This is a genomic window from Sphingobacterium sp., from assembly GCF_032065005.1.
Classification (GTDB): Bacteria; Bacteroidota; Bacteroidia; order Sphingobacteriales; family Sphingobacteriaceae; genus Sphingobacterium.
Genome location: NZ_DAMBMM010000003.1, coordinates 466,657 through 484,028, shown reverse-complemented (window position 1 = coordinate 484,028; position 17,372 = coordinate 466,657). Strand labels below are relative to the sequence as shown.

The 17,372-nt window shown below is 36.6% G+C and carries 17 protein-coding genes and 1 pseudogene; 7 read left to right on the top strand and 11 right to left on the bottom strand.

Features of this window, described 5'->3' with window-relative positions; translation table 11 throughout:
* Positions 1 to 15: 15 nt before the first annotated feature.
* Positions 16 to 1,254 (bottom strand): hypothetical protein, encoded by a 1,239-nt coding sequence (locus tag RT138_RS07305; RefSeq protein WP_313190134.1) that lies wholly within the window; start codon positions 1,252 to 1,254, stop codon positions 16 to 18.
* A gap of 110 nt (positions 1,255 to 1,364) precedes the next feature.
* Between RT138_RS07305 and RT138_RS07300 the strand changes: the two genes are divergently transcribed.
* From RT138_RS07300 to RT138_RS07290, 3 genes are all read left to right on the top strand, one after another.
* On the top strand, positions 1,365 to 2,255 hold the full coding sequence (locus RT138_RS07300) for a WYL domain-containing protein (RefSeq protein ID WP_313190133.1): 891 nt from the start codon (positions 1,365 to 1,367) through the stop codon (positions 2,253 to 2,255).
* A 5-nt stretch (positions 2,256 to 2,260) separates the two neighbouring features.
* The gene (locus tag RT138_RS07295) at positions 2,261 to 2,548 is read left to right on the top strand and encodes a hypothetical protein (RefSeq protein ID WP_185217009.1); all 288 of its coding nucleotides are present in this window, start codon (positions 2,261 to 2,263) and stop codon (positions 2,546 to 2,548) included.
* Positions 2,549 to 2,676: 128 nt separating this feature from the next.
* Positions 2,677 to 3,021: a hypothetical protein gene (locus RT138_RS07290; protein ID WP_313190132.1), complete on the top strand. Its 345-nt coding sequence runs from the start codon at positions 2,677 to 2,679 to the stop codon at positions 3,019 to 3,021.
* 73 nt (positions 3,022 to 3,094) lie between these two features.
* On the opposite strand, the gene RT138_RS07285 is transcribed toward RT138_RS07290, so the two are convergent.
* The 8 genes from RT138_RS07285 to RT138_RS07250 all read right to left on the bottom strand — a co-directional run bounded on the left by RT138_RS07285 (position 3,095) and on the right by RT138_RS07250 (position 10,160).
* Positions 3,095 to 3,655: a hypothetical protein gene (locus tag RT138_RS07285; RefSeq protein WP_313190131.1), complete on the bottom strand. Its 561-nt coding sequence runs from the start codon at positions 3,653 to 3,655 to the stop codon at positions 3,095 to 3,097.
* A gap of 365 nt (positions 3,656 to 4,020) precedes the next feature.
* The gene (locus RT138_RS07280) at positions 4,021 to 5,103 is read right to left on the bottom strand and encodes an alpha/beta fold hydrolase (RefSeq protein WP_313190130.1); all 1,083 of its coding nucleotides are present in this window, start codon (positions 5,101 to 5,103) and stop codon (positions 4,021 to 4,023) included.
* 15 nt (positions 5,104 to 5,118) lie between these two features.
* Entirely contained in the window at positions 5,119 to 5,598 is a 480-nt protein-coding gene (locus RT138_RS07275) for a cupin domain-containing protein (protein ID WP_313190129.1), read from the bottom strand.
* A 140-nt stretch (positions 5,599 to 5,738) separates the two neighbouring features.
* Positions 5,739 to 6,476: a carboxymuconolactone decarboxylase family protein gene (locus RT138_RS07270; RefSeq protein WP_313190128.1), complete on the bottom strand. Its 738-nt coding sequence runs from the start codon at positions 6,474 to 6,476 to the stop codon at positions 5,739 to 5,741.
* A gap of 2 nt (positions 6,477 to 6,478) precedes the next feature.
* Complete coding sequence (locus RT138_RS07265) at positions 6,479 to 8,104, bottom strand: carboxylesterase/lipase family protein (protein ID WP_313190127.1); 1,626 nt, start codon at positions 8,102 to 8,104, stop codon at positions 6,479 to 6,481.
* A gap of 14 nt (positions 8,105 to 8,118) precedes the next feature.
* Positions 8,119 to 8,559 (bottom strand): nuclear transport factor 2 family protein, encoded by a 441-nt coding sequence (locus RT138_RS07260; RefSeq protein ID WP_313190126.1) that lies wholly within the window; start codon positions 8,557 to 8,559, stop codon positions 8,119 to 8,121.
* A gap of 19 nt (positions 8,560 to 8,578) precedes the next feature.
* Complete coding sequence (locus tag RT138_RS07255; protein ID WP_313190125.1) at positions 8,579 to 9,628, bottom strand: alpha/beta hydrolase; 1,050 nt, start codon at positions 9,626 to 9,628, stop codon at positions 8,579 to 8,581.
* A 22-nt stretch (positions 9,629 to 9,650) separates the two neighbouring features.
* Positions 9,651 to 10,160: a flavodoxin gene (locus RT138_RS07250; RefSeq protein WP_313190124.1), complete on the bottom strand. Its 510-nt coding sequence runs from the start codon at positions 10,158 to 10,160 to the stop codon at positions 9,651 to 9,653.
* A 490-nt stretch (positions 10,161 to 10,650) separates the two neighbouring features.
* Here RT138_RS07250 and RT138_RS07245 point away from each other — a divergent pair, with 490 nt between their 5' ends.
* On the top strand, positions 10,651 to 12,621 hold the full coding sequence (locus tag RT138_RS07245; RefSeq protein WP_313190123.1) for a DUF1963 domain-containing protein: 1,971 nt from the start codon (positions 10,651 to 10,653) through the stop codon (positions 12,619 to 12,621).
* A 54-nt stretch (positions 12,622 to 12,675) separates the two neighbouring features.
* Positions 12,676 to 13,206, top strand: coding sequence for a hypothetical protein (locus tag RT138_RS07240; RefSeq protein ID WP_313190122.1), 531 nt, complete (start codon positions 12,676 to 12,678; stop codon positions 13,204 to 13,206).
* Between the two features lie 15 nt (positions 13,207 to 13,221).
* Here RT138_RS07240 and RT138_RS07235 read toward each other — a convergent pair whose 3' ends face one another.
* Together RT138_RS07235 and RT138_RS07230 are read right to left on the bottom strand one after the other, a co-directional pair.
* Positions 13,222 to 14,238 (bottom strand): acyltransferase, encoded by a 1,017-nt coding sequence (locus tag RT138_RS07235; protein ID WP_313190121.1) that lies wholly within the window; start codon positions 14,236 to 14,238, stop codon positions 13,222 to 13,224.
* A gap of 89 nt (positions 14,239 to 14,327) precedes the next feature.
* Positions 14,328 to 15,251, bottom strand: coding sequence for a hypothetical protein (locus tag RT138_RS07230; protein ID WP_313190120.1), 924 nt, complete (start codon positions 15,249 to 15,251; stop codon positions 14,328 to 14,330).
* Between the two features lie 200 nt (positions 15,252 to 15,451).
* Here RT138_RS07230 and RT138_RS07225 point away from each other — a divergent pair.
* Positions 15,452 to 15,877: pseudogene (locus RT138_RS07225) on the top strand (DUF3995 domain-containing protein).
* Between the two features lie 638 nt (positions 15,878 to 16,515).
* Positions 16,516 to 17,043, top strand: a complete 528-nt coding sequence (locus RT138_RS07220; RefSeq protein ID WP_313190119.1) for a YqiA/YcfP family alpha/beta fold hydrolase — start codon at positions 16,516 to 16,518, stop codon at positions 17,041 to 17,043.
* The last annotated feature ends 329 nt before the right edge of the window (positions 17,044 to 17,372 follow it).

The window sequence follows — 17,372 nt, the reverse complement described above, 5'->3', positions numbered from 1 at the left end:
TTAGGAGGGTCAACATTAAATCACATAATTTTCAATGACATACTTTCGCCAAGCACCTTTATTTTTCCCACCAATCGAAAATAATTTTTCTTCAGCCTTATAACCGCTTAAATTTAATTGGGCTCCAATTTTGTCCACTTCATCACAAAAACTTTCATATGCATCTCCATTGTTTTCATCCGTTACCCAATGACTTTTGTTAATGTGGACAATATTCTTTTCTGCAATCAGGTTAATTGATTTTGCTACCCATTGGTCCATGATATAGCCCTTTAATTCAGGGGCCAGAAAACAAATCAATTTTGTGAAGTAACCTATTCCAAGACCGGGTAATTGTTTAGATTTCCGTTTCTCTTGAATATAGTTGAAAGCCTCGGACCGAGTTTTAAAATGTGAATTCCTTAGTTTAGAGACAATATCCAAAATTGGATCTGTATTATTGAATAAGTTTTTCCCATGTTCTCTATTCATACCTCCCCAAGAAAGAATAGCTAGGAGCGTTAGCATGTCCGAATTAGATTTATCAGAACAAAAAGCCAATAACTCATCTCGATAGAAATTTCTATTCAACAAATCTTCATCTATTATCCCTTTACCGTGAACAAATTGGCTCCAAGAAAGGGAGTTTGGTCCTTTAAATACCTTGGCCTCAATTGGGCTATTTAGAAAATGTATTCTATGGCTTATTTCACCTTTTCCGTTTAATGTTTTCTTTACTTTCTTTTCGACTAAAGGTTCTGGCTGAAAATCCTCAATATTTTTGTGGTTAATCCAAGAAATAAAAAAATCCCAGTCAATCACTTTTAGATTTTCATCAAAAATCCCTAAGAATTTACCATCATTTGTGCCTACAGACCAAATTGCCTGAGCGGATAATTTCTTGCTTGAAATCCCATTGTCTTGAACAAATTTTTCAAATTCTTTAAATTCATTTGACTTACTTTCTTGAAAGAAGTATGCCAATAGATAAATACAAATTGGATGAGCTCCAAGATCGCGACTATCCTGTTTTATTAGGTGTTGTTTAATTAATTTCGATCGATCATTTTCATCAGCAATCCGAAGACTAGAAAGAATGCATTCCAATTTATAAGCTTTAAAAATTGGTTTTTCCCACGTTTTTAGCGAATTAATATCCCAACCATTTGTTTCAAGGCTTTTGAACAGATTTTTTAAGGTATTGACTGTAGGAACAACTTTTGAGAAAATTTCTCTTCCATTTAAAACTTGTGGTAAACGTGTAATTGTATTCATGGTTCTAATATAAATTAAATAATCATTTGTTTGTTGATGCAATATTAATCTTGTTAGCGACACTTTTTGTCGTTAGTAATTTTTACTATTGCATTATCAAATTTTTTCTGATGAGCTACAAAGACAAACTATTACGGCATTATCATATTATTTCATATCTAATCATAAAGCCGAAGGATTGGAATAGTGTTAAAAATAGAATAATGGATAAAGGGGATGATTCTGCGGAGGATTATCATATTAGGACCTTTCAAAGAGACATTAAAGCCATATACGACTTGTTTGCCGTGGAAATAAAGTATAACCAAGTTTTGCTTGCCTATGAAGTATTAAATCGGGAACATGCCAAACAATGTTTGAATGCCTTAGGTGTATTGGTCCTTAGGTTCGGTAAATCTGAGAAACGTGCTCACTTAATTACGAATGAAGATGAAGGCTTAGGTGCAGTACATTTGACTGATATTATGGAAGCAATCGATAATTCCTTCAGTCTTCGATTTGAATATTTAAAATATTCAGAAACATCCATAAGCATTCGTGAGGTAATACCTATTCTTTTGAAATTACAAAATAGAAGATGGTATTTATTAGCTGAAGATATGCAAAAGGAGAAATTGAGGGTTTATGGTCTTGATAGAATGGACAATCTTGAAATAAAGTTTAAAAGACTAAAAAGTCGTTTTCCGGTTGCTGAATGTACCAAATTGTGGGAAGATACTTTGGGCATTGAGACGGGAATGGCCGGGCAGCAATCAGAAATTATCATTTTAAGGGTCGATTCAGGGATGGCAGGTTATATTAAATCAATCCCTTGGCATTATTCACAAAAAGTCTTGAGTGAAAATTCTAAATATGTGGAATTTGAATTCCAAATAATAGTCACTAATGATTTAATCAACAAAATAATGTCTTTTATCCAGTTCGTACAAATCATTGAACCCTTTCATTTAAAGGAAAAAGTTCTTAAGAATATTAAACAGGGGTTTGAAAATAATAAATAAATAATATGAGTGATTATAGAGAAACAGTTATTAAAAGTTTAGAGGTTCTTGTCGACTCTCGAGGCTATTTATTTGCCGAAGTATTGAATTTAGCCTCAAGGGGAGAGATGAAAAATATTATGTCTGCTTTTGAGAATGGCGATTCTTATGATTTTGAATTATTGCATTTCGAGGATTGCGAGGACAAGAATATTAAAAAGCTAATAAGCCTGTTGAAAAAAATTGAAAAGGTTTTCTATAAAATTCAAAAGGATAACAATATCCTGACAGAAGAATTGTTCAAGGAGAACTAAAGAAAATTCCTTTACAAGCTTAGCTCAAGCTGTTGCTTTTATATAGTATTTGAAATAATATTTGATAATTATAATTAATTAAATTTATTTTTGACCCTGACTATTTAAAGAAATAAGATCCAAAAATCATGAAAAGAATTTTAATAGCATTGTTGGTTTCCTTGAGTGTGATAAGCTGTTCTGAAGAGCCGGAATTGCACCTGGAAAATATTGTTGGCCGTTGGGTGATAGACAATGATAAACCAGCGGTTTTTATTAACCTGAAAAGTGACCAATCCTTTGAAATGGGCGTGGAGGTCCCTAAACCCATGAGTCTAAAGGGCAATTATAGCTATGGGGATTATTTATTGACTTTGCGATCTACTGGGCTGGAAGCTATTTATGGTGTGACCTTCGTTTCAGATGATGAGATTATTTTAGATGAAGTTTCAAAAACAAGCCTTCCAGATAAGCTGAATCTGGTTAGGGAATAATTTGCTCATAAAGATTGTATTGGAAATCGATGATTGTCCAATACAATCTTACTGCCGATAAATGGAGAATAATTTATTGGGTTAATCTCCTCAGTTCAGGCATGGTTATCACTTCTTTGGAATATAGTGCAGGTACAAGATAGATCTTGTATTTTTTCTTCGACTTTAGCATTTTTGTTATGGCAAAATAAGCGTGATCAATAGCACTTATCGGATATTTATGGATTTCTGTAATGATAAGTTTTTTGCCAATAATACTCTTAGATTTCTTTGACACATTTAAATCATCAATGGCATCTGAGGCCATTCCTGCTGATGTTATGATGCTGGAAGCACCTACTATTTTAATGCCCGACTCGAGTGAAGATAGATCTGTGCCCATCATGGCTACACCATAACCCAGCGCTCCTCCTATATCCCCAATTTGCTTGAGCCTACCCAGACCAATATTCCTTTTCTGTTCTTCAATCGTTGTAAATTCATAGGATGTAGGAATATTAACGATTAGGGTATCTTGAATTTTTAATGTCGTAGAATCGTTGATAATGGCGATTTCGACTTTTTCAGAGTCTTCTTGTGCTGAGACATAAGAAGAAAATAGCAGAAAAAGGCTGCAAAAAAATAAAGTTTTCATAATCAATTAGTTTTTGTTTATATGAATTTAGAGAGGCAGATTAAGGAAAATGACAATTGTGAGTTAAGGGATTATGAAATAATTGTAAGGTTGGGTTTGCAGTAGTCAATGCGTGTTTTTTAGTTCTTTTTCTTTTTTTGGTTTAATCTTTGGTTAAAATGTTTGTAAAAAGATGGTTCCTAATTTGTTAAGGGCCTAGCCAGAATTTTTTGGAATCCAGAGAACTTAAAAAAATGAAAAGGCTCTCCAAATAATATGAAGAGCCAAAATCTTATTTCATCAAAGAATTGATTATTGTATATTCCGAAAGCAAGAAAAAGGTTTGCTTAATTTATGGTTTAGAATTCTAATTATTCAAACTATTCCTATTTCAAAATTCCTTTTTTATTGATCCAATTTTCCATTAAATCAGCAATTTCCATATTATTTAGGTCTGAGAATGGAAAATGTGTGTTGCCTTTTATTCCTACTTCGGGTAGATGTACAACGGTGGCATCACCACCATATTTGTTGATGGTCTTTGCCCAAATCCGAGCCATTTCCAGTCGAGCTCTCCAACCATCTGCACCTGGATTGTCATTGTCCAGTTTAGACGGAATATTATCACCGTAATAGATGACGATAGGGAGTTTGGTTAATTTCAAGAACTCTTCTTTTTTGATTGCAACTGCTTCTAATGGTCCTGAGGAGCTTTCGATGGGTTGTGGTACTTCACCCTCTGGAAATACAAAACCGCTACCAGGTTCATATGATACGATTGCTTTCACATTTCCTTGAACTATGGCCGTTAACCAGCCCATTCCACCGGAGTGAGAATGTGTCACTAGAATGGCCGGACCTATCTTTTCAAAAAGTGCTGAAACTGCCTTGACGTTGAGATTTATATTAATAGGGCCAATATTTGGGGTCATGGAACGGAAGTATTGATTCAGGGTTTCAGGATCATTTGAAAACTGTACCCCTGGAAAGTAATTTGGCCAAACCCCAATTCGAAACGTACCGAACCAGGTCTGTTCATCAGGAGTAGGGTCAATTGTTGAAGGCTCCGTGCTACGTCCAGCATTTCCTCTTCTAGGCTGATCTAATAAGTAAACGCCGTAATTTCGTCTCAAAAATATATTTTGAAATCCATCTCTACCATCAGGAGTGGTTTCCCAGGTTTTTGAGAACTGACCGATTCCATGCCAAAATATGAGGGGCAGCTTTTTGGCCTGTTGGGGAATCTGATAAAAGACATAAGCATGGTCACCATGAAAGGTCTGTCCTTCTGCCGTACGTTTAATTGGGTCATAAGTACCAGGGGTCTTTATGACAGTGCCTCCAACTGTAAAGCTTCCTTGGTCCGTGAGGACAATGGGTTGTTTTGTTGATTGGGATTGGGCATTTAATTTTCCGGAAATTGAGCATGATAATGCTGCTATCCCGACAATTATGATTGATTTTTTCATTTTTGCAAATTTATGTTAACGGTTGTATTCTTCATCTGTTACTGGCTTTAGCCATACGGTTTCTCCTTTTTCTCTGCCTGTTATCGCAATCTGAACAAATGCCGTATCAGCACTTGCGCCATGCCAATGAGGAACGTCAATTGGACATTTTATGACTTCACCTTTTCTAACGATTACTTTTTCCTTTCCCTCTTCCTGATAGTAGCCGACACCATCCAATGCCAGAATAATCTGTCCGGCAGGGTGGGAGTGCCATTTGGTCCTGGCTCCAGGTTCAAACGTTACACTTCCAACCGCATTTTGGTTGACACTGTCCGCATTAACCAGATTATTTAACCAAGCTGTACCTGTAAAGTTATCATTCGTGATCTTTTCTCCTTTGGCAAAGATCAGTTCCTGTGATGCCTCCTTTTTCAGGGCTTCAGATTGATGTTGGCTACATGATAGTGCCAACATGCCAGAAAGAAAGAGGAGGGTTTTATTTTTTATGTTCATAGTGCTAATTTTTTAAATGATTTTATATTATAGGTCCACAACTTAGTTTACTTGAAATTGGTTGTCATTCAGACTCTAAAAAGTATTATGCTTAAGGTGCATTTGCTTGATTTTCAAAAAGTAAGAATGATCTTGTGTGACTAATTTTTCTGGTTACGTGAAGCTAAAACCTCTTCCAATACTTTCTTTGCACTTTCTGCTTCACTCTTGCCTATCTTATCATTAATAATAGTAATAAACTCACGCAATTGTTTTTCAGTTAACCCAACATTTAAACAAATATTGAGATGAGACTTTAACATAGGTTCAACGCCTCCAATGCTCGCCAGTACAGAAACTGTTACCAGTTCTCGTTCGGCGTAGGTTAGGATATCGCGTTCAAATATGTCAGCAAATAAGTGTTCTTTTAAAAATACTTCTATTGTCGGGGCAAAAGCTGCATAGCCTGTTTTCTTGTCGTTTTCAGGAATTCCAGTTAACTGTTCCAGTATTTCTTTTCCACGTTGATATTTGCTATCCTCTTCATTGATTTTTGAAGCGTCAGCTCCAATAGCATCATTGATCTGTTGCCCTTTTCGATCATCTATTACAGACATTAAAGTTTGCAATCCTCGGATACTGCGTGGAAAACCTGCATAGGCATAGAGGTGTATGATAGCTTCCTTTGTTTGGTTAATAGTTAAACCAGCATTCAAACCATTGTTCAGTTCCACCTGTAATTTGGAAAGATCACCTTTGGCGGTGGTTGCGGCAATAGCAACAAAGTTTCTCTCTTTATTACTTAGTGAATCTGTTCCTGGGCTTGAATGTGCATTTTTTATCCCAAACAAGCAAAATATTGTCATTAATATCGTTATAGTGATCTTTTGTTTTTTCATGATTATTTTAAGTTTTTGGTCGCTTTTTCGATAACGTCCAATCTAGCTTTTTTTGGATCGGGGGAGGAGATTGCAGTACCATCGCGACGTATTTCAAGTAAAATGTCGTTTTCTTTGTTGTATTTTTCCCAAAGAGGGAGGCCGTCTGCATTAGGATTTCCTGTTTTTGCGAAGTTTGCCCAATAAGTATTCATTAGAGAAGCTACCTTTAAGTCTCTTTCGGTTAGTTGATTATCAGGTCTAGAAGAAAGGGTGTTGAATACATAAGGTATTTCAGTAGCATGCGGGGCCCCTAACTCAAATTGCTTCTCAAAAGCATTTTGCACATAATCGAAAAGATAGATATATGAATCTGTTCCTTTTTGGGAAAATGCTCTAGCAGTCAGGCGGGCAGGTTCTGCCCATACCTTATCGGTATTTACCATGTTGAGGATATCGGAAAAGGCTTTATTTCCATTTTGGTCAAAAGCATTTTTTGCTTCTTTTTCATAAGGTGCGAATTGAGCAAAGAGTTCTTCCTTTGATTGTGCATTGACAAAACCTGAGGAGACTTCAGCGCTATTTGAACCAATTATGATGGGAATGTCAGGCTGCCTTCCATTTTTATATGCGGTTTCAGCAGACTCAACAACCAATCCTCCATCAAGTATCGGACCTGGATAGATGATAGATCCATCTTTGGGATCGCTTTCTAATCCATTGTCCACAATAACTTCAACAGGTAGTTCACGTAATTTAGTTAACGCCAAGGCATCTGTTCCTTGTATTCCATGTTTGCGAGCAAAGTTGATCCCGATCGTTTCTGCGGAAACTGGGTAATAAGGATCTACATTTTCTTCCCTAATGGGTCTGCCAGTAAGTACACCGTCACGTCCTCCACCAGATTCGATAATTGCTTTGTGGAATAAACCCTGTGCTGAAGGTATTGTCAACAGCGAATGCACAGACACGCCACCCGCAGACTCACCAAATATCGTCACATTACCAGGATCTCCACCAAAAGATTCTATATTTTCCTTTATCCAGTGCAGGGCGGCTATCTGATCCATAAATGCATAGCTTCCCTTAGGTTCGTTAGGGTTTTCTTCAGACAGGGCTGGAAAGGCAAAATGTCCGAGTCTTCCTAAGCGATAATTGAAGCTCACTAAGATTACTCCCTTCTCTGCGAATTGCTCTCCAGAGGTATTGGGGGAAGAGCTGCCACCGCCAACAAAGGCACCACCATATATCCAGACCATTACTGGGATCTTATTCTTGTTTTTCACTTCTGAAGGTCGCCATATATTGATGAAAAGACAGTCTTCCGAAGTGTTTTCTCGAATTTTTGCATTGGAATTGGATCTTGGCCAACTGGCCTGAGCGCAATCCGCACAGAATTTACTGGCATCTCGAACCCCTTTCCAATTAACTGCAGGCTGTGGTGCACGCCAGCGGAGTGGGCCAATCGGCGCTGCCGCATAAGGAATACCTTTAAAGGCATCCACTTTCCCATCACTGATTCCCTGTACAATTCCGGAAACTATTTGGACCTTTGGCCCAAGCATTGAAGCTTTTGATGTCTTGTTTGGTTGAGCGATTGATAGTAAACCATACATCAGTAAAAGACCAAAAAATGCTATCCTTTTCATAGTTCTAATTTAATTTATCTGTTTCCGGGGCTGAGTAATCTACTGAATGATAGGGAGCCTAGTTTCCATTTATTATCTACTTTCAAATAGACCTCGGTCACCATGAAAGGGTTGGTCACTTCGTTCCCACCGACAACTGCTAATAGATCAATGCGATTTAGTAAAATAGCTGTATTGCCAATGAAGTTGACAGTTACTTCATGTATGTCTGCTTTTTTGTACCAGATGCCTCCACTTTTGATGACATCAAGTTCCTGCTGTTTACCCCATGAACCGCCCATATGGATGAACATGGATTTTTCATGAAATAAGCTGTCCAAGATGTCGACATTCTTATCTGCCATCCATTGCCATTTATCTTTTGAAAGTTTAATGATTTCTGAATCATCATTGGTTTGGGAAAATGCCGTTTGGATTCCGAATAGAATGCAAAGGGCGATCAATAATTTTTTCATAGTAAATAATATTTAGTGTCTATTTCAGGTTTTTACCGTAAAATTCTACAAGCTTGTTTACAGCCTGTGAAACGTATTCTTTTTTCCAATACGTTTCGATATGCGTAGCTCCCTCCAGCACAAAAAGTTCTTTGTTGCCAGCATTCTTGGCTTTTGAAAAAGCTTCATCAGTCATATACTTGGTATCTGCCTTACTACCAGCGATCATGAGAAGAGGCTGGTCTATCAATTCTATACCATCCGTTGCGTCCCAGGTCATCAAGTCCATCAAGCTACTGGTCGTGTACAGAAAAGTTGAATTGGGGTGTGCATGAGATCTGTAATAGTATTCAAAACCTTCGCGGTATAAATCTGTAGTTGTCTTGGCGATTTCTTCATCGCTAATGCTAGCGACACCGGAGTATTTGATCTCTCCACCTGATGCTTCCTGAGCCCGAGCTTCTGATGCCTGTTTCAAACGCTGCTCAATGGTTCCAATTTGGGAGTTTTGAAAACCATTTCGCCTTACTTCACCCGAATTGAACATACTCAAGGTAGCAACTGCACGAAGGCGTTTGTCCGATTGGGCAGCCTTCATGGTATATCCACCCCCGCCACATATACCCAATGCTGCAAGACGATCAGTGTCTACTCCAGCATAATTAGCAATGTAATCTACCATGCCATGAATATCTTCTGTCCGAAACTGGGGTTTATCGGTATGTCTGGGTAAGCCACCACTAGCACCTTGATAAGAAGCATCAGCGGCGATGGTAATAAAACCTGCCTCTGCTAAGCGTTGAGCATAAAGACCGGCGGTCTGTTCTTTAACTCCACCATTGGGATGTGCTATGATAAGCGTCGGGTATATTTTTGTTTTGTCATAATCTGCAGGGGTATAAACATTTGCTGCTATGTCATTTCCATTCAGCTTATAGGTAACTGGATGAATATTTACCTGGCCTTTTAGGTTTTCAGTTATCGCGTCTATATAGACTAATCCATAAGGATTTTTTGATTTGTCCTGGGCAGAGGAAATGATTCCACTTGCCATGAACAGAGCAACTATAAGATATTTTATTTGTTCCATTTTTATGTATTTTATCTATTCTTTATTTAACTAATCCTATTTTAGTCAGCCAAATCTCAACATCTTTATCAACCTGTTCTGCTTTGGATCCTTCCATGACGAAGAAAATCCCATCGCGTTCTTTACCACCTTTAGTGGAATATCCATCAACGATTCTGCTGTTTGGAGCTAATTGTTTGATAGTAGCCAGGCTGGAGCCAATTCCATATCCGGCATTCGTGTTGAAGGGAATAATAGTTTTGTCTTTTAAATCGTATTTCGAAAGAAAGCTTTTTATTGGAGGGGGAAGCTGCATACCCCATGTTGGAAAACCTACAAAAATGATGTCGTAAGATTCCAGATTTTGGATCTTTGTTTTAAGAGGGGGTAGATAGCCTGTTCTGTTTTCTTCAGCCACCTGATCGACCATGGTTGGATAATGCTCTGGATAAGGTGTTTCAATTTCAATTGCTACTATTCTACCGGCAGTTTTTTGTTGGATAATTTCTGCCAAGACCTTTGTGTTTTTTGTTCTTGATAAATAAACGATCAATATATTTTTATTTCCTAAGGAGTCCTGGTTTCCTGAGAAAGTTTCGTTTTTGGAAGTCGCTGACTCAACAGCTCTTGTACAGGAGATTGAGGCAAGGAAAATGCTTAGTATAAAACAGTATAGCATATTTGTTTTCATCTGTATTCCTTTGATATATACAAAGTTCTTAATAGTAGCTTACTAATTAGGTATACAGATTACGGAGATTGCTACCAATATTACCTATCCAGTACCAATATTGCATTTCAGTTGTACATGTTTGCGAAATTGTGCTGTCAAGGCAATTTGAGTATAGAGGTGGAGGTGATGGTTGTGACTTTCATTTGTTGAAGGAAAAATAAATTTCAATTGAAATAAATTGTTGTTTTTAATATATACTATTATCGAACCAATAAATTTACTCATGGGTTTTTTATGTTTTTTAAGGTGATGGTTAAATTCTAGTGAAATTGATTATATTAGGTTTACAATATCCTAATTGAATCTCACTATGGAAAACGATCAAATTAAGCAACCGTATTTTAAGATTGATGGTCAAGTATATGCTATTCAAGCAAAGAAAACGAAATGGGTAATTGGAAAGTTAAGTAAAACCTTATATACAGAGATCAGCATCCTGAGTCCGGATGTGGAGTCAGATAAAAAGAAGGGTTTGCTGAGTGATTTTTCCGATGATGGGAATATATCAATTGATTTTGAGGCTTCAAAAATTTTTAAGGATGGCGTTCCAACTGGAATATGTTCTTATGAAGAGGATAAAAATCCTGAGGATTATACCTATTTCCGTAAGAATGGACTGGAATATTTGCTGTTTTTTTATGGAACCATTGAATATAAGGAGGGTTGGGTTTTAATTAAGGGGGATGTAAAAAACCGATACGGTGATCCTTCTCCTAGTTTTCCTTTGGAAGCGGCATTGGAGTTTGACCCAGCAAACTTGGATTGGAACAACTATAAATTTAAGAGCTTGGAGGAAACCGAAGGTGCAGATCCTCAAACCATACGGCTACTGGAAATCACTAATCCAACCTTCAGTACCTTGCCTGAAAGAATTTATTCGTTTGAAAATTTGGAGTACCTAATCATCCAAAGAATTGGGAATTATTGGGATAAGGCTAAATTGCCATTTGCTGATTTTGGAGAAAGAATCGCTGAATTAAAAAACTTAAAACAGATAACCGTAAATCAAGCGGTGATTAGCAGCCTTCCAGAATCCTTTGCCAATCTATTGCAATTGGATCGACTGAGTATTATTGACTGTGAGCTAAACACCCTACCTGATGGATTCTGGAAAATGCCTAGACTGGAATATGTCCTGTTAGGCAAGAATAAGATCGAAAGCCTTCCTGAAGACATACAAATGCCTTGGTTAGAATATTTGGACATCGAAAATAACCTTCTTAAAACTCTTCCCGAATCGCTACTTCAACAGCCTAATCTGAGAACCATTAAGGCAAGCTTTAATCCCTTGGAAGATCTTCCCTTTGCCTATAATTCCTTTAAAGGCTTGAGTCTGACCATGGAAGAGAAAAAACGACTGCTGGACACGACATATCCTGGTGCCGATGGAGGAGGATCGATTAAATGGGATGAATCGATGTATAAGGCGGAAAATAATAAACTATTGATTTCTGGAGTGGAGAAAATAATAAAGGACAATGATTTATATGACCATAAGGAAGCATTGCTATCATTGATAAAGCGAACTGTAGGCTTTAAATTGAACTCTGAAGAAGATTATGCTGAAGTGGGAAATCATCGGTTTGGTGGAAAACCAGATTTACCAGAAAGCCTAAGCTATCCAAAATTCTTTTCTGATTATAGGAACCAAGAGTTAAACTATGAATTTATCGCGCAAATCAACTGTGAAAAGATTGCCGCACTCCAGGATTATTTACCGCGTACAGGGACTTTGTTTTTCTTTTTTAAGAGTTTTCAGTTTTTTGGTTCTGAGGATCAGGATATCGGAAAGGTCATTTATGTAGAAGACAATAAGGAGCTGGCTTCTGGAGTTAGGTTTGATTTTCAGGAGGAAGATTTTTATGAACTGATGGACGGGGAATACCAAGCCAATAAGGCGGATGCATTCCTGACGGTTTCCGCTCCTTCTTTTTATGCCAGTTATGTCAATACCTATTTGTTTGAAGGGAAAGCGGAATCTTTAAAAGATCAACATGATTTTACATATGACCTGTATGAGCCATTTGAAAAACCAGTGCTAGACCTGCATGGATTTGACCATGCCATGAATGCCTATGCATTTACCCAACATGAATCTCCCGAATTGCAAGCAGCATTGACCTGGAAAGGTGATCCTCAGGATTGGGTTATCTTGCTTTTAGTAGGTTCCAAGGGGAATTTTCAATGGGGCGATGCCGGTGAACTGTTTTTTGTGATCCATAAAAGTGATTTGGCTAAAGGGGATTTCAGTAAGGTGTTCGTAACGATGGAAAGTAGTTAGGGAAGGAGAAATCCTGTGGTTAAGAAGAATAAGGATGCATTAGCTATTACAAATATGACTTTAGAAGAAATTGTACTGGAGCTAAAGAAGTATTATCCTTTCGGAATACCCTTTCTGGATGAAAGTTACCAAACATCAGCTGAATTTAAGAACAATAGGATTGTTTTGGCTGAAGGATATCATAAAGGAATAGAATTGGCACAAAAGGTAAACAAGGATCTCAGTATTATGTTGAATTCCGATATTCATTCTTATTCCTTTGCTGCTGGTTATTTTTGCCATCATTATTCATTTTATAAAGAAGAAAGTCCTAATGAGATATACTCCTTGATCATTAGCTATATTATTCCTTTCTATATTATTCGAACCTTGAGAATTGATACTTGGGAGGAAGAATTTGTTAGTTTCCAGGACAGATTTCCGGAGGAAGCTAAATTGATCCATGATTATGTATTAAGGATTTTTCCAGGATATCAGCTTCTAACTGATCATGAATTTCTCAATCAGGTTATTGATGGGGTCGAGAAAGAAGAATCCGAACATCCTACCTTATTGCATCTAGCATTTACTACTGTAAAAGCATAGTTTTCTGCAAATTGCCTAGCCGCTTACGTATCTTCCAAATGGGATTTTCCTTAAGATATAGGTGATCAGGATAGATGCAATAATGGTACAAATGGTTGCTAGTGGAATCAGCCAGACTGTTCCCACCTGTTTTGCGATTAGGGGATGGAAGTAATTCAGCGGAATGATATGGGCAAGATAAATTCCAAAGCTATACTTGTCGGTGATTGATACCCAATTCGGGACCTTTAGATTTTGCATGCTTTCCTTTACCCACAGGAATAATCCGGCTGCTGCTAATGCTGTTGTAATGAAAAGGTAGTTATAGAAAAAGGTGTTCAGTTTGCTTGCGTTTTGATTGAGCAGATTGGTTCCGAAGCCTGCGATAGCAACCATCAATAGATAGGTTAAGGCCCAAACTATCTGTCTGTTGCTGAATTTGAAAGTTTTGATGCTGAAGTAATACCCTAATACCAAATAGCCTATATAGCCAGAAAAGAAAGTTAGATCAAATTTCGGCATGTAGGCGTATAGGGGTTTGCTCATGAAGCAAGAGGATAGGAGCCAGAGCACAAGGAACCATTCTATTTCCCGAATCGTCGAATGGATTAGGATCTTTCTCAAAAATGGAATGGCCAAGTAGGCGCCGATGATCATGTAGAGATACCAAAGGTGTGCATTGGCTCCGTGCAAAAGCTTATCTACAATGATGGACCATATCTTTTCATTGGATAATTGATCAAATTTCGTGTAACGGTAGAAATAATAGATCAAGTAGATAATCGACCAGAAAAGAAAGGGATAGATGATTTTAGGAAGTCGTTTCCTGTAAAAGGTCCAAGTATCTTCATCTTTTGGAATTAATAATGTACCAGAAATAATAACGAAAATAGGCACTGAACATCGTGTAGCCGCATTGATCCAATTGGCATAATTCCAATCAAAGGCATTAGTGTCTATGCGATTGAGGAAACCTGTGGAAGCATGAATAAGTACCACAAATATCGTCGCGATGACGCGCAGATAGATGAGATAAGGGTTTTTCTCGGCCATAGGATAAAAGTATGGATATTTGGAGAAAATTTTAGTAGCTGGTATTAAATAGGAATTAATTTTCTTTGAAAGGGAAGGAGGCCTTCAATTTAGTATGATATCTTGTAGATCAATGTTAATTTATTGAAATCAGGGAATATGCTGGAAAGGCCTATGATGTTCTGATTGATAGAAACCAGGGTTGGGCGGGAAAGATTATCGTAAGCTAGCTCATAATAACTTGCTTTTTCCCAGTCTGGTTGGACTTCTACGTTTTTCTCCTTAAAAACGTACGTGATACTTTGAATAGGTTGTTTGGCCGTAATGATGTCTGATAGTTCGATTGGGTTGAATCCCAATTGATTATATAATTTATTTAAGAAATGGGCTTTATTTCCAGGTTTAAAGAAGATATGGGCTTCAATATCTTCAAAGTTATTTGAGCCTCCGGTGCTCGGAAAAAAGTCATTGCTGCCTGAATATATTGCTTTTTGAAGGTTGTCGGATTCATAGTAATATTTCATGGTTTTTTCAGCCGATAAATTTGTAGTAATTCTCCCCGCAGCGTATCCAGTCACGATGGTTTTCCAGGTCAATTTACTTGGATTACGTTGATTTCCCAGATATTCAAATTTGGCAATTACAGGTTTGTCTTTGGCGATATCTGTCGCTGCCGGTTGATTGTCCTGATAATAGTTTAAACGAACTTCTGTCAATCTACCCTCTGTATCCCAATTATATCCGTACTCACGGATTAATTTATTGTTCTCATCGGTTAATGATCTTTTTTCAACCTTTCCTTGAGCGTTATAGGAAAACTTCTCCAAACCGTATTCAATTAACCTGCTTTGTTCATCATACTTTAATTCTACGGTATTGCCAAATCCAGTGGATGCCTGAAGTTTGATGATTTCCAGCTTGCTGATCAGGTCTGTTGGAGTTTCTTGAACGGTTTGATCTTTCTTGCAGGAAATTAGGGTTAATAGAAATGCTGCAAAACCTATAATAGTGTATGTGATTTTTAGTGTTTTCATAATTATAGTGTGAAAGGTCTACCGACGAACTAATTTATTAATAAATAAGGATAAACTTGGGTAAATATTTTATGAACCTTTAACAATTTATCTGAACCCTATTCTCGTTCAGCATTTCGTGATTTCTGTTTTCCAAAACCTTTTAAATTATGCAGTGAAAAAATCGTACTTTAATACTGCATTAATTATATTTAATAAGGATGAAAAGCGTGCTTTTTATAATATTGATCGTCTTAACCATTATCTTCTTAATTATCTCCCTCTTTCATTTGTATTGGGCTTTTGGAGGCACCGTAGGTAAAACGGAAAGCGTGCCGGTAACTGAAAAAGGAACTCTATTGTTTGAGCCTGGTTTCATGCCTTGCCTTGTTGTTGGCCTTGGTTTCTTGTTTTTGATTTTTCTCCTGTACCTACCAAGTCTGGATTTAGTTTCTGATACGATTTCGACCGGTATTCTCTGGATTGTAATGTGAGTGTTCTTATTACGTGTAATAGGTGATTTTAATTATGTCGGCCTGTTTAAAAAAGTGAAAAACACGACATTCTCAAGAAATGATAATAGATATTTTGTGCCATTGTGCTTCTTGATCGCTTTATTGATACTGCTGAAGAATCTTGCTGATTAAAGGAACCGAGCTAATCCTAATAAAAACTGTTTATCATTTTAATCACTGTTTAATCGTGTTATCCAAAAGAATACTTAATAAATATCACTGTTATTGAAATTTTTGTGCCACTCGTCGTATTATGTATAAAAAAACGACTATGGTTATTTCATACTACATTTATTATAAGATTAAATTCCTTGAATTTTTTCCTAAACTTATTCTTGACAGAATTCTACTTCCATTGCAGGAAAGATATTATAGAAGTGATAATTATCGACTGCTAATTTGGTTTATTGGAAATTTAATTCAATTGGTCTATACAGTTCTCACTGAATTATTTGTAATAACCTACGGAAAGCCGAAGGGTTATTTTCCTAAAATAGAATTCTATTCTAAAACATCGCTTCAAGGTTTTTATAAAGGTCCATTTAAAATAAAATACCGGCATTTAAAGCTAGAATTGAACATACTCTTCTATGGTCTATTAATCTACTTCTGGGGGAATTAAAAGTTGATTGATATGAATAATTCAATATTTCGAATGGTCAATAAATTGATAAAATTTTCAATTCAATTGATCTATGCCTTGCCTTGGTTAATATTAGTTTTGCCCCTTTGTATAATTAAAGATTTATTCACCTATAAAAAAAATACTCATGATTGATTTATTATATTTTCATGGCTTGGGATCCAATAAAGATTCTCGAAAATTTAAACTGATTGAAAATGCCTTTGAAAGTACACACAGTTGTTTTTGTGTAGAATGGAGGAATGATACTGATATATCTGGACTATTGACTGATTTATGGTCACTTTACAAAGACAAAGATGAACTTGTCCTAATAGGTGATTCCACAGGGGGGAATTATGCCTACCAATTACGAGAACGGTTAAAAGTCTTTGGAGTGAAAATTAAATTAGTTCTTCTAAATCCCTTATTAGACTTTTCTAACAGGATTGCCAATTTTCCCTTTCCGGAGAAACTTGAAGAGACTTTGGAAAAAATAAAGGAAATAGACCATTGCTTTCTTCTTCAGAGTAATCGAGATGAAGTCATTGATCATTCCAAAATGAAAATAGGTCCTGAGGTGGAGCAATTAATCATTGATGATACGCATCGGCTGTTGACTTTTGAGAATTATGTTGATGCAATTAAGGAGTATTTGACTAGCGATAGGTTGTAATATTGGAGATTGAGATTTTAGGCAGAATCATTTCTTAGGTATAACTGGGATGCATTAACCGAATTTGAAAATTAATGTTCAAATCCGATTCATCCATTTATCTGTATTTTTACAATAGATATAAGAATTTGGCCAATGAAAGTTTAATTATAATATTTAATCAATTGTAAATTGATTATTCAAGATTTGGATGGATCACAAAAAATAGATTTTATTCAAGTTTTTGGTAATTGAAAATGGGAGACAGTATTAACAGGAGGGATTGTTTCTGCCCACAACCCCGCACGAAGATTTTTCTTTGTTAACATTTATTCAATAATATGGTTATA

What these genes read in the sequence shown, in the direction of transcription:
- RT138_RS07285 (WP_313190131.1), bottom strand. Translation starts at nt 3,655, where the DNA reads ATGAAAACTTTATTTTTTTGCAGCCTTTTTCTGCTATTTTCTTCTTAT.
- RT138_RS07295 (WP_185217009.1), top strand. Translation starts at nt 2,261, where the DNA reads ATGAGTGATTATAGAGAAACAGTTATTAAAAGTTTAGAGGTTCTTGTC.
- RT138_RS07240 (WP_313190122.1), top strand. Translation starts at nt 12,676, where the DNA reads ATGACTTTAGAAGAAATTGTACTGGAGCTAAAGAAGTATTATCCTTTC.
- RT138_RS07280 (WP_313190130.1), bottom strand. Translation starts at nt 5,103, where the DNA reads ATGAAAAAATCAATCATAATTGTCGGGATAGCAGCATTATCATGCTCA.
- RT138_RS07230 (WP_313190120.1), bottom strand. Translation starts at nt 15,251, where the DNA reads ATGAAAACACTAAAAATCACATACACTATTATAGGTTTTGCAGCATTT.
- RT138_RS07245 (WP_313190123.1), top strand. Translation starts at nt 10,651, where the DNA reads ATGGAAAACGATCAAATTAAGCAACCGTATTTTAAGATTGATGGTCAA.
- RT138_RS07290 (WP_313190132.1), top strand. Translation starts at nt 2,677, where the DNA reads ATGAAAAGAATTTTAATAGCATTGTTGGTTTCCTTGAGTGTGATAAGC.
- RT138_RS07220 (WP_313190119.1), top strand. Translation starts at nt 16,516, where the DNA reads ATGATTGATTTATTATATTTTCATGGCTTGGGATCCAATAAAGATTCT.
- RT138_RS07300 (WP_313190133.1), top strand. Translation starts at nt 1,365, where the DNA reads ATGAGCTACAAAGACAAACTATTACGGCATTATCATATTATTTCATAT.
- RT138_RS07260 (WP_313190126.1), bottom strand. Translation starts at nt 8,559, where the DNA reads ATGAAAAAATTATTGATCGCCCTTTGCATTCTATTCGGAATCCAAACG.
- RT138_RS07255 (WP_313190125.1), bottom strand. Translation starts at nt 9,628, where the DNA reads ATGGAACAAATAAAATATCTTATAGTTGCTCTGTTCATGGCAAGTGGA.
- RT138_RS07235 (WP_313190121.1), bottom strand. Translation starts at nt 14,238, where the DNA reads ATGGCCGAGAAAAACCCTTATCTCATCTATCTGCGCGTCATCGCGACG.
- RT138_RS07265 (WP_313190127.1), bottom strand. Translation starts at nt 8,104, where the DNA reads ATGAAAAGGATAGCATTTTTTGGTCTTTTACTGATGTATGGTTTACTA.
- RT138_RS07275 (WP_313190129.1), bottom strand. Translation starts at nt 5,598, where the DNA reads ATGAACATAAAAAATAAAACCCTCCTCTTTCTTTCTGGCATGTTGGCA.
- RT138_RS07270 (WP_313190128.1), bottom strand. Translation starts at nt 6,476, where the DNA reads ATGAAAAAACAAAAGATCACTATAACGATATTAATGACAATATTTTGC.
- RT138_RS07305 (WP_313190134.1), bottom strand. Translation starts at nt 1,254, where the DNA reads ATGAATACAATTACACGTTTACCACAAGTTTTAAATGGAAGAGAAATT.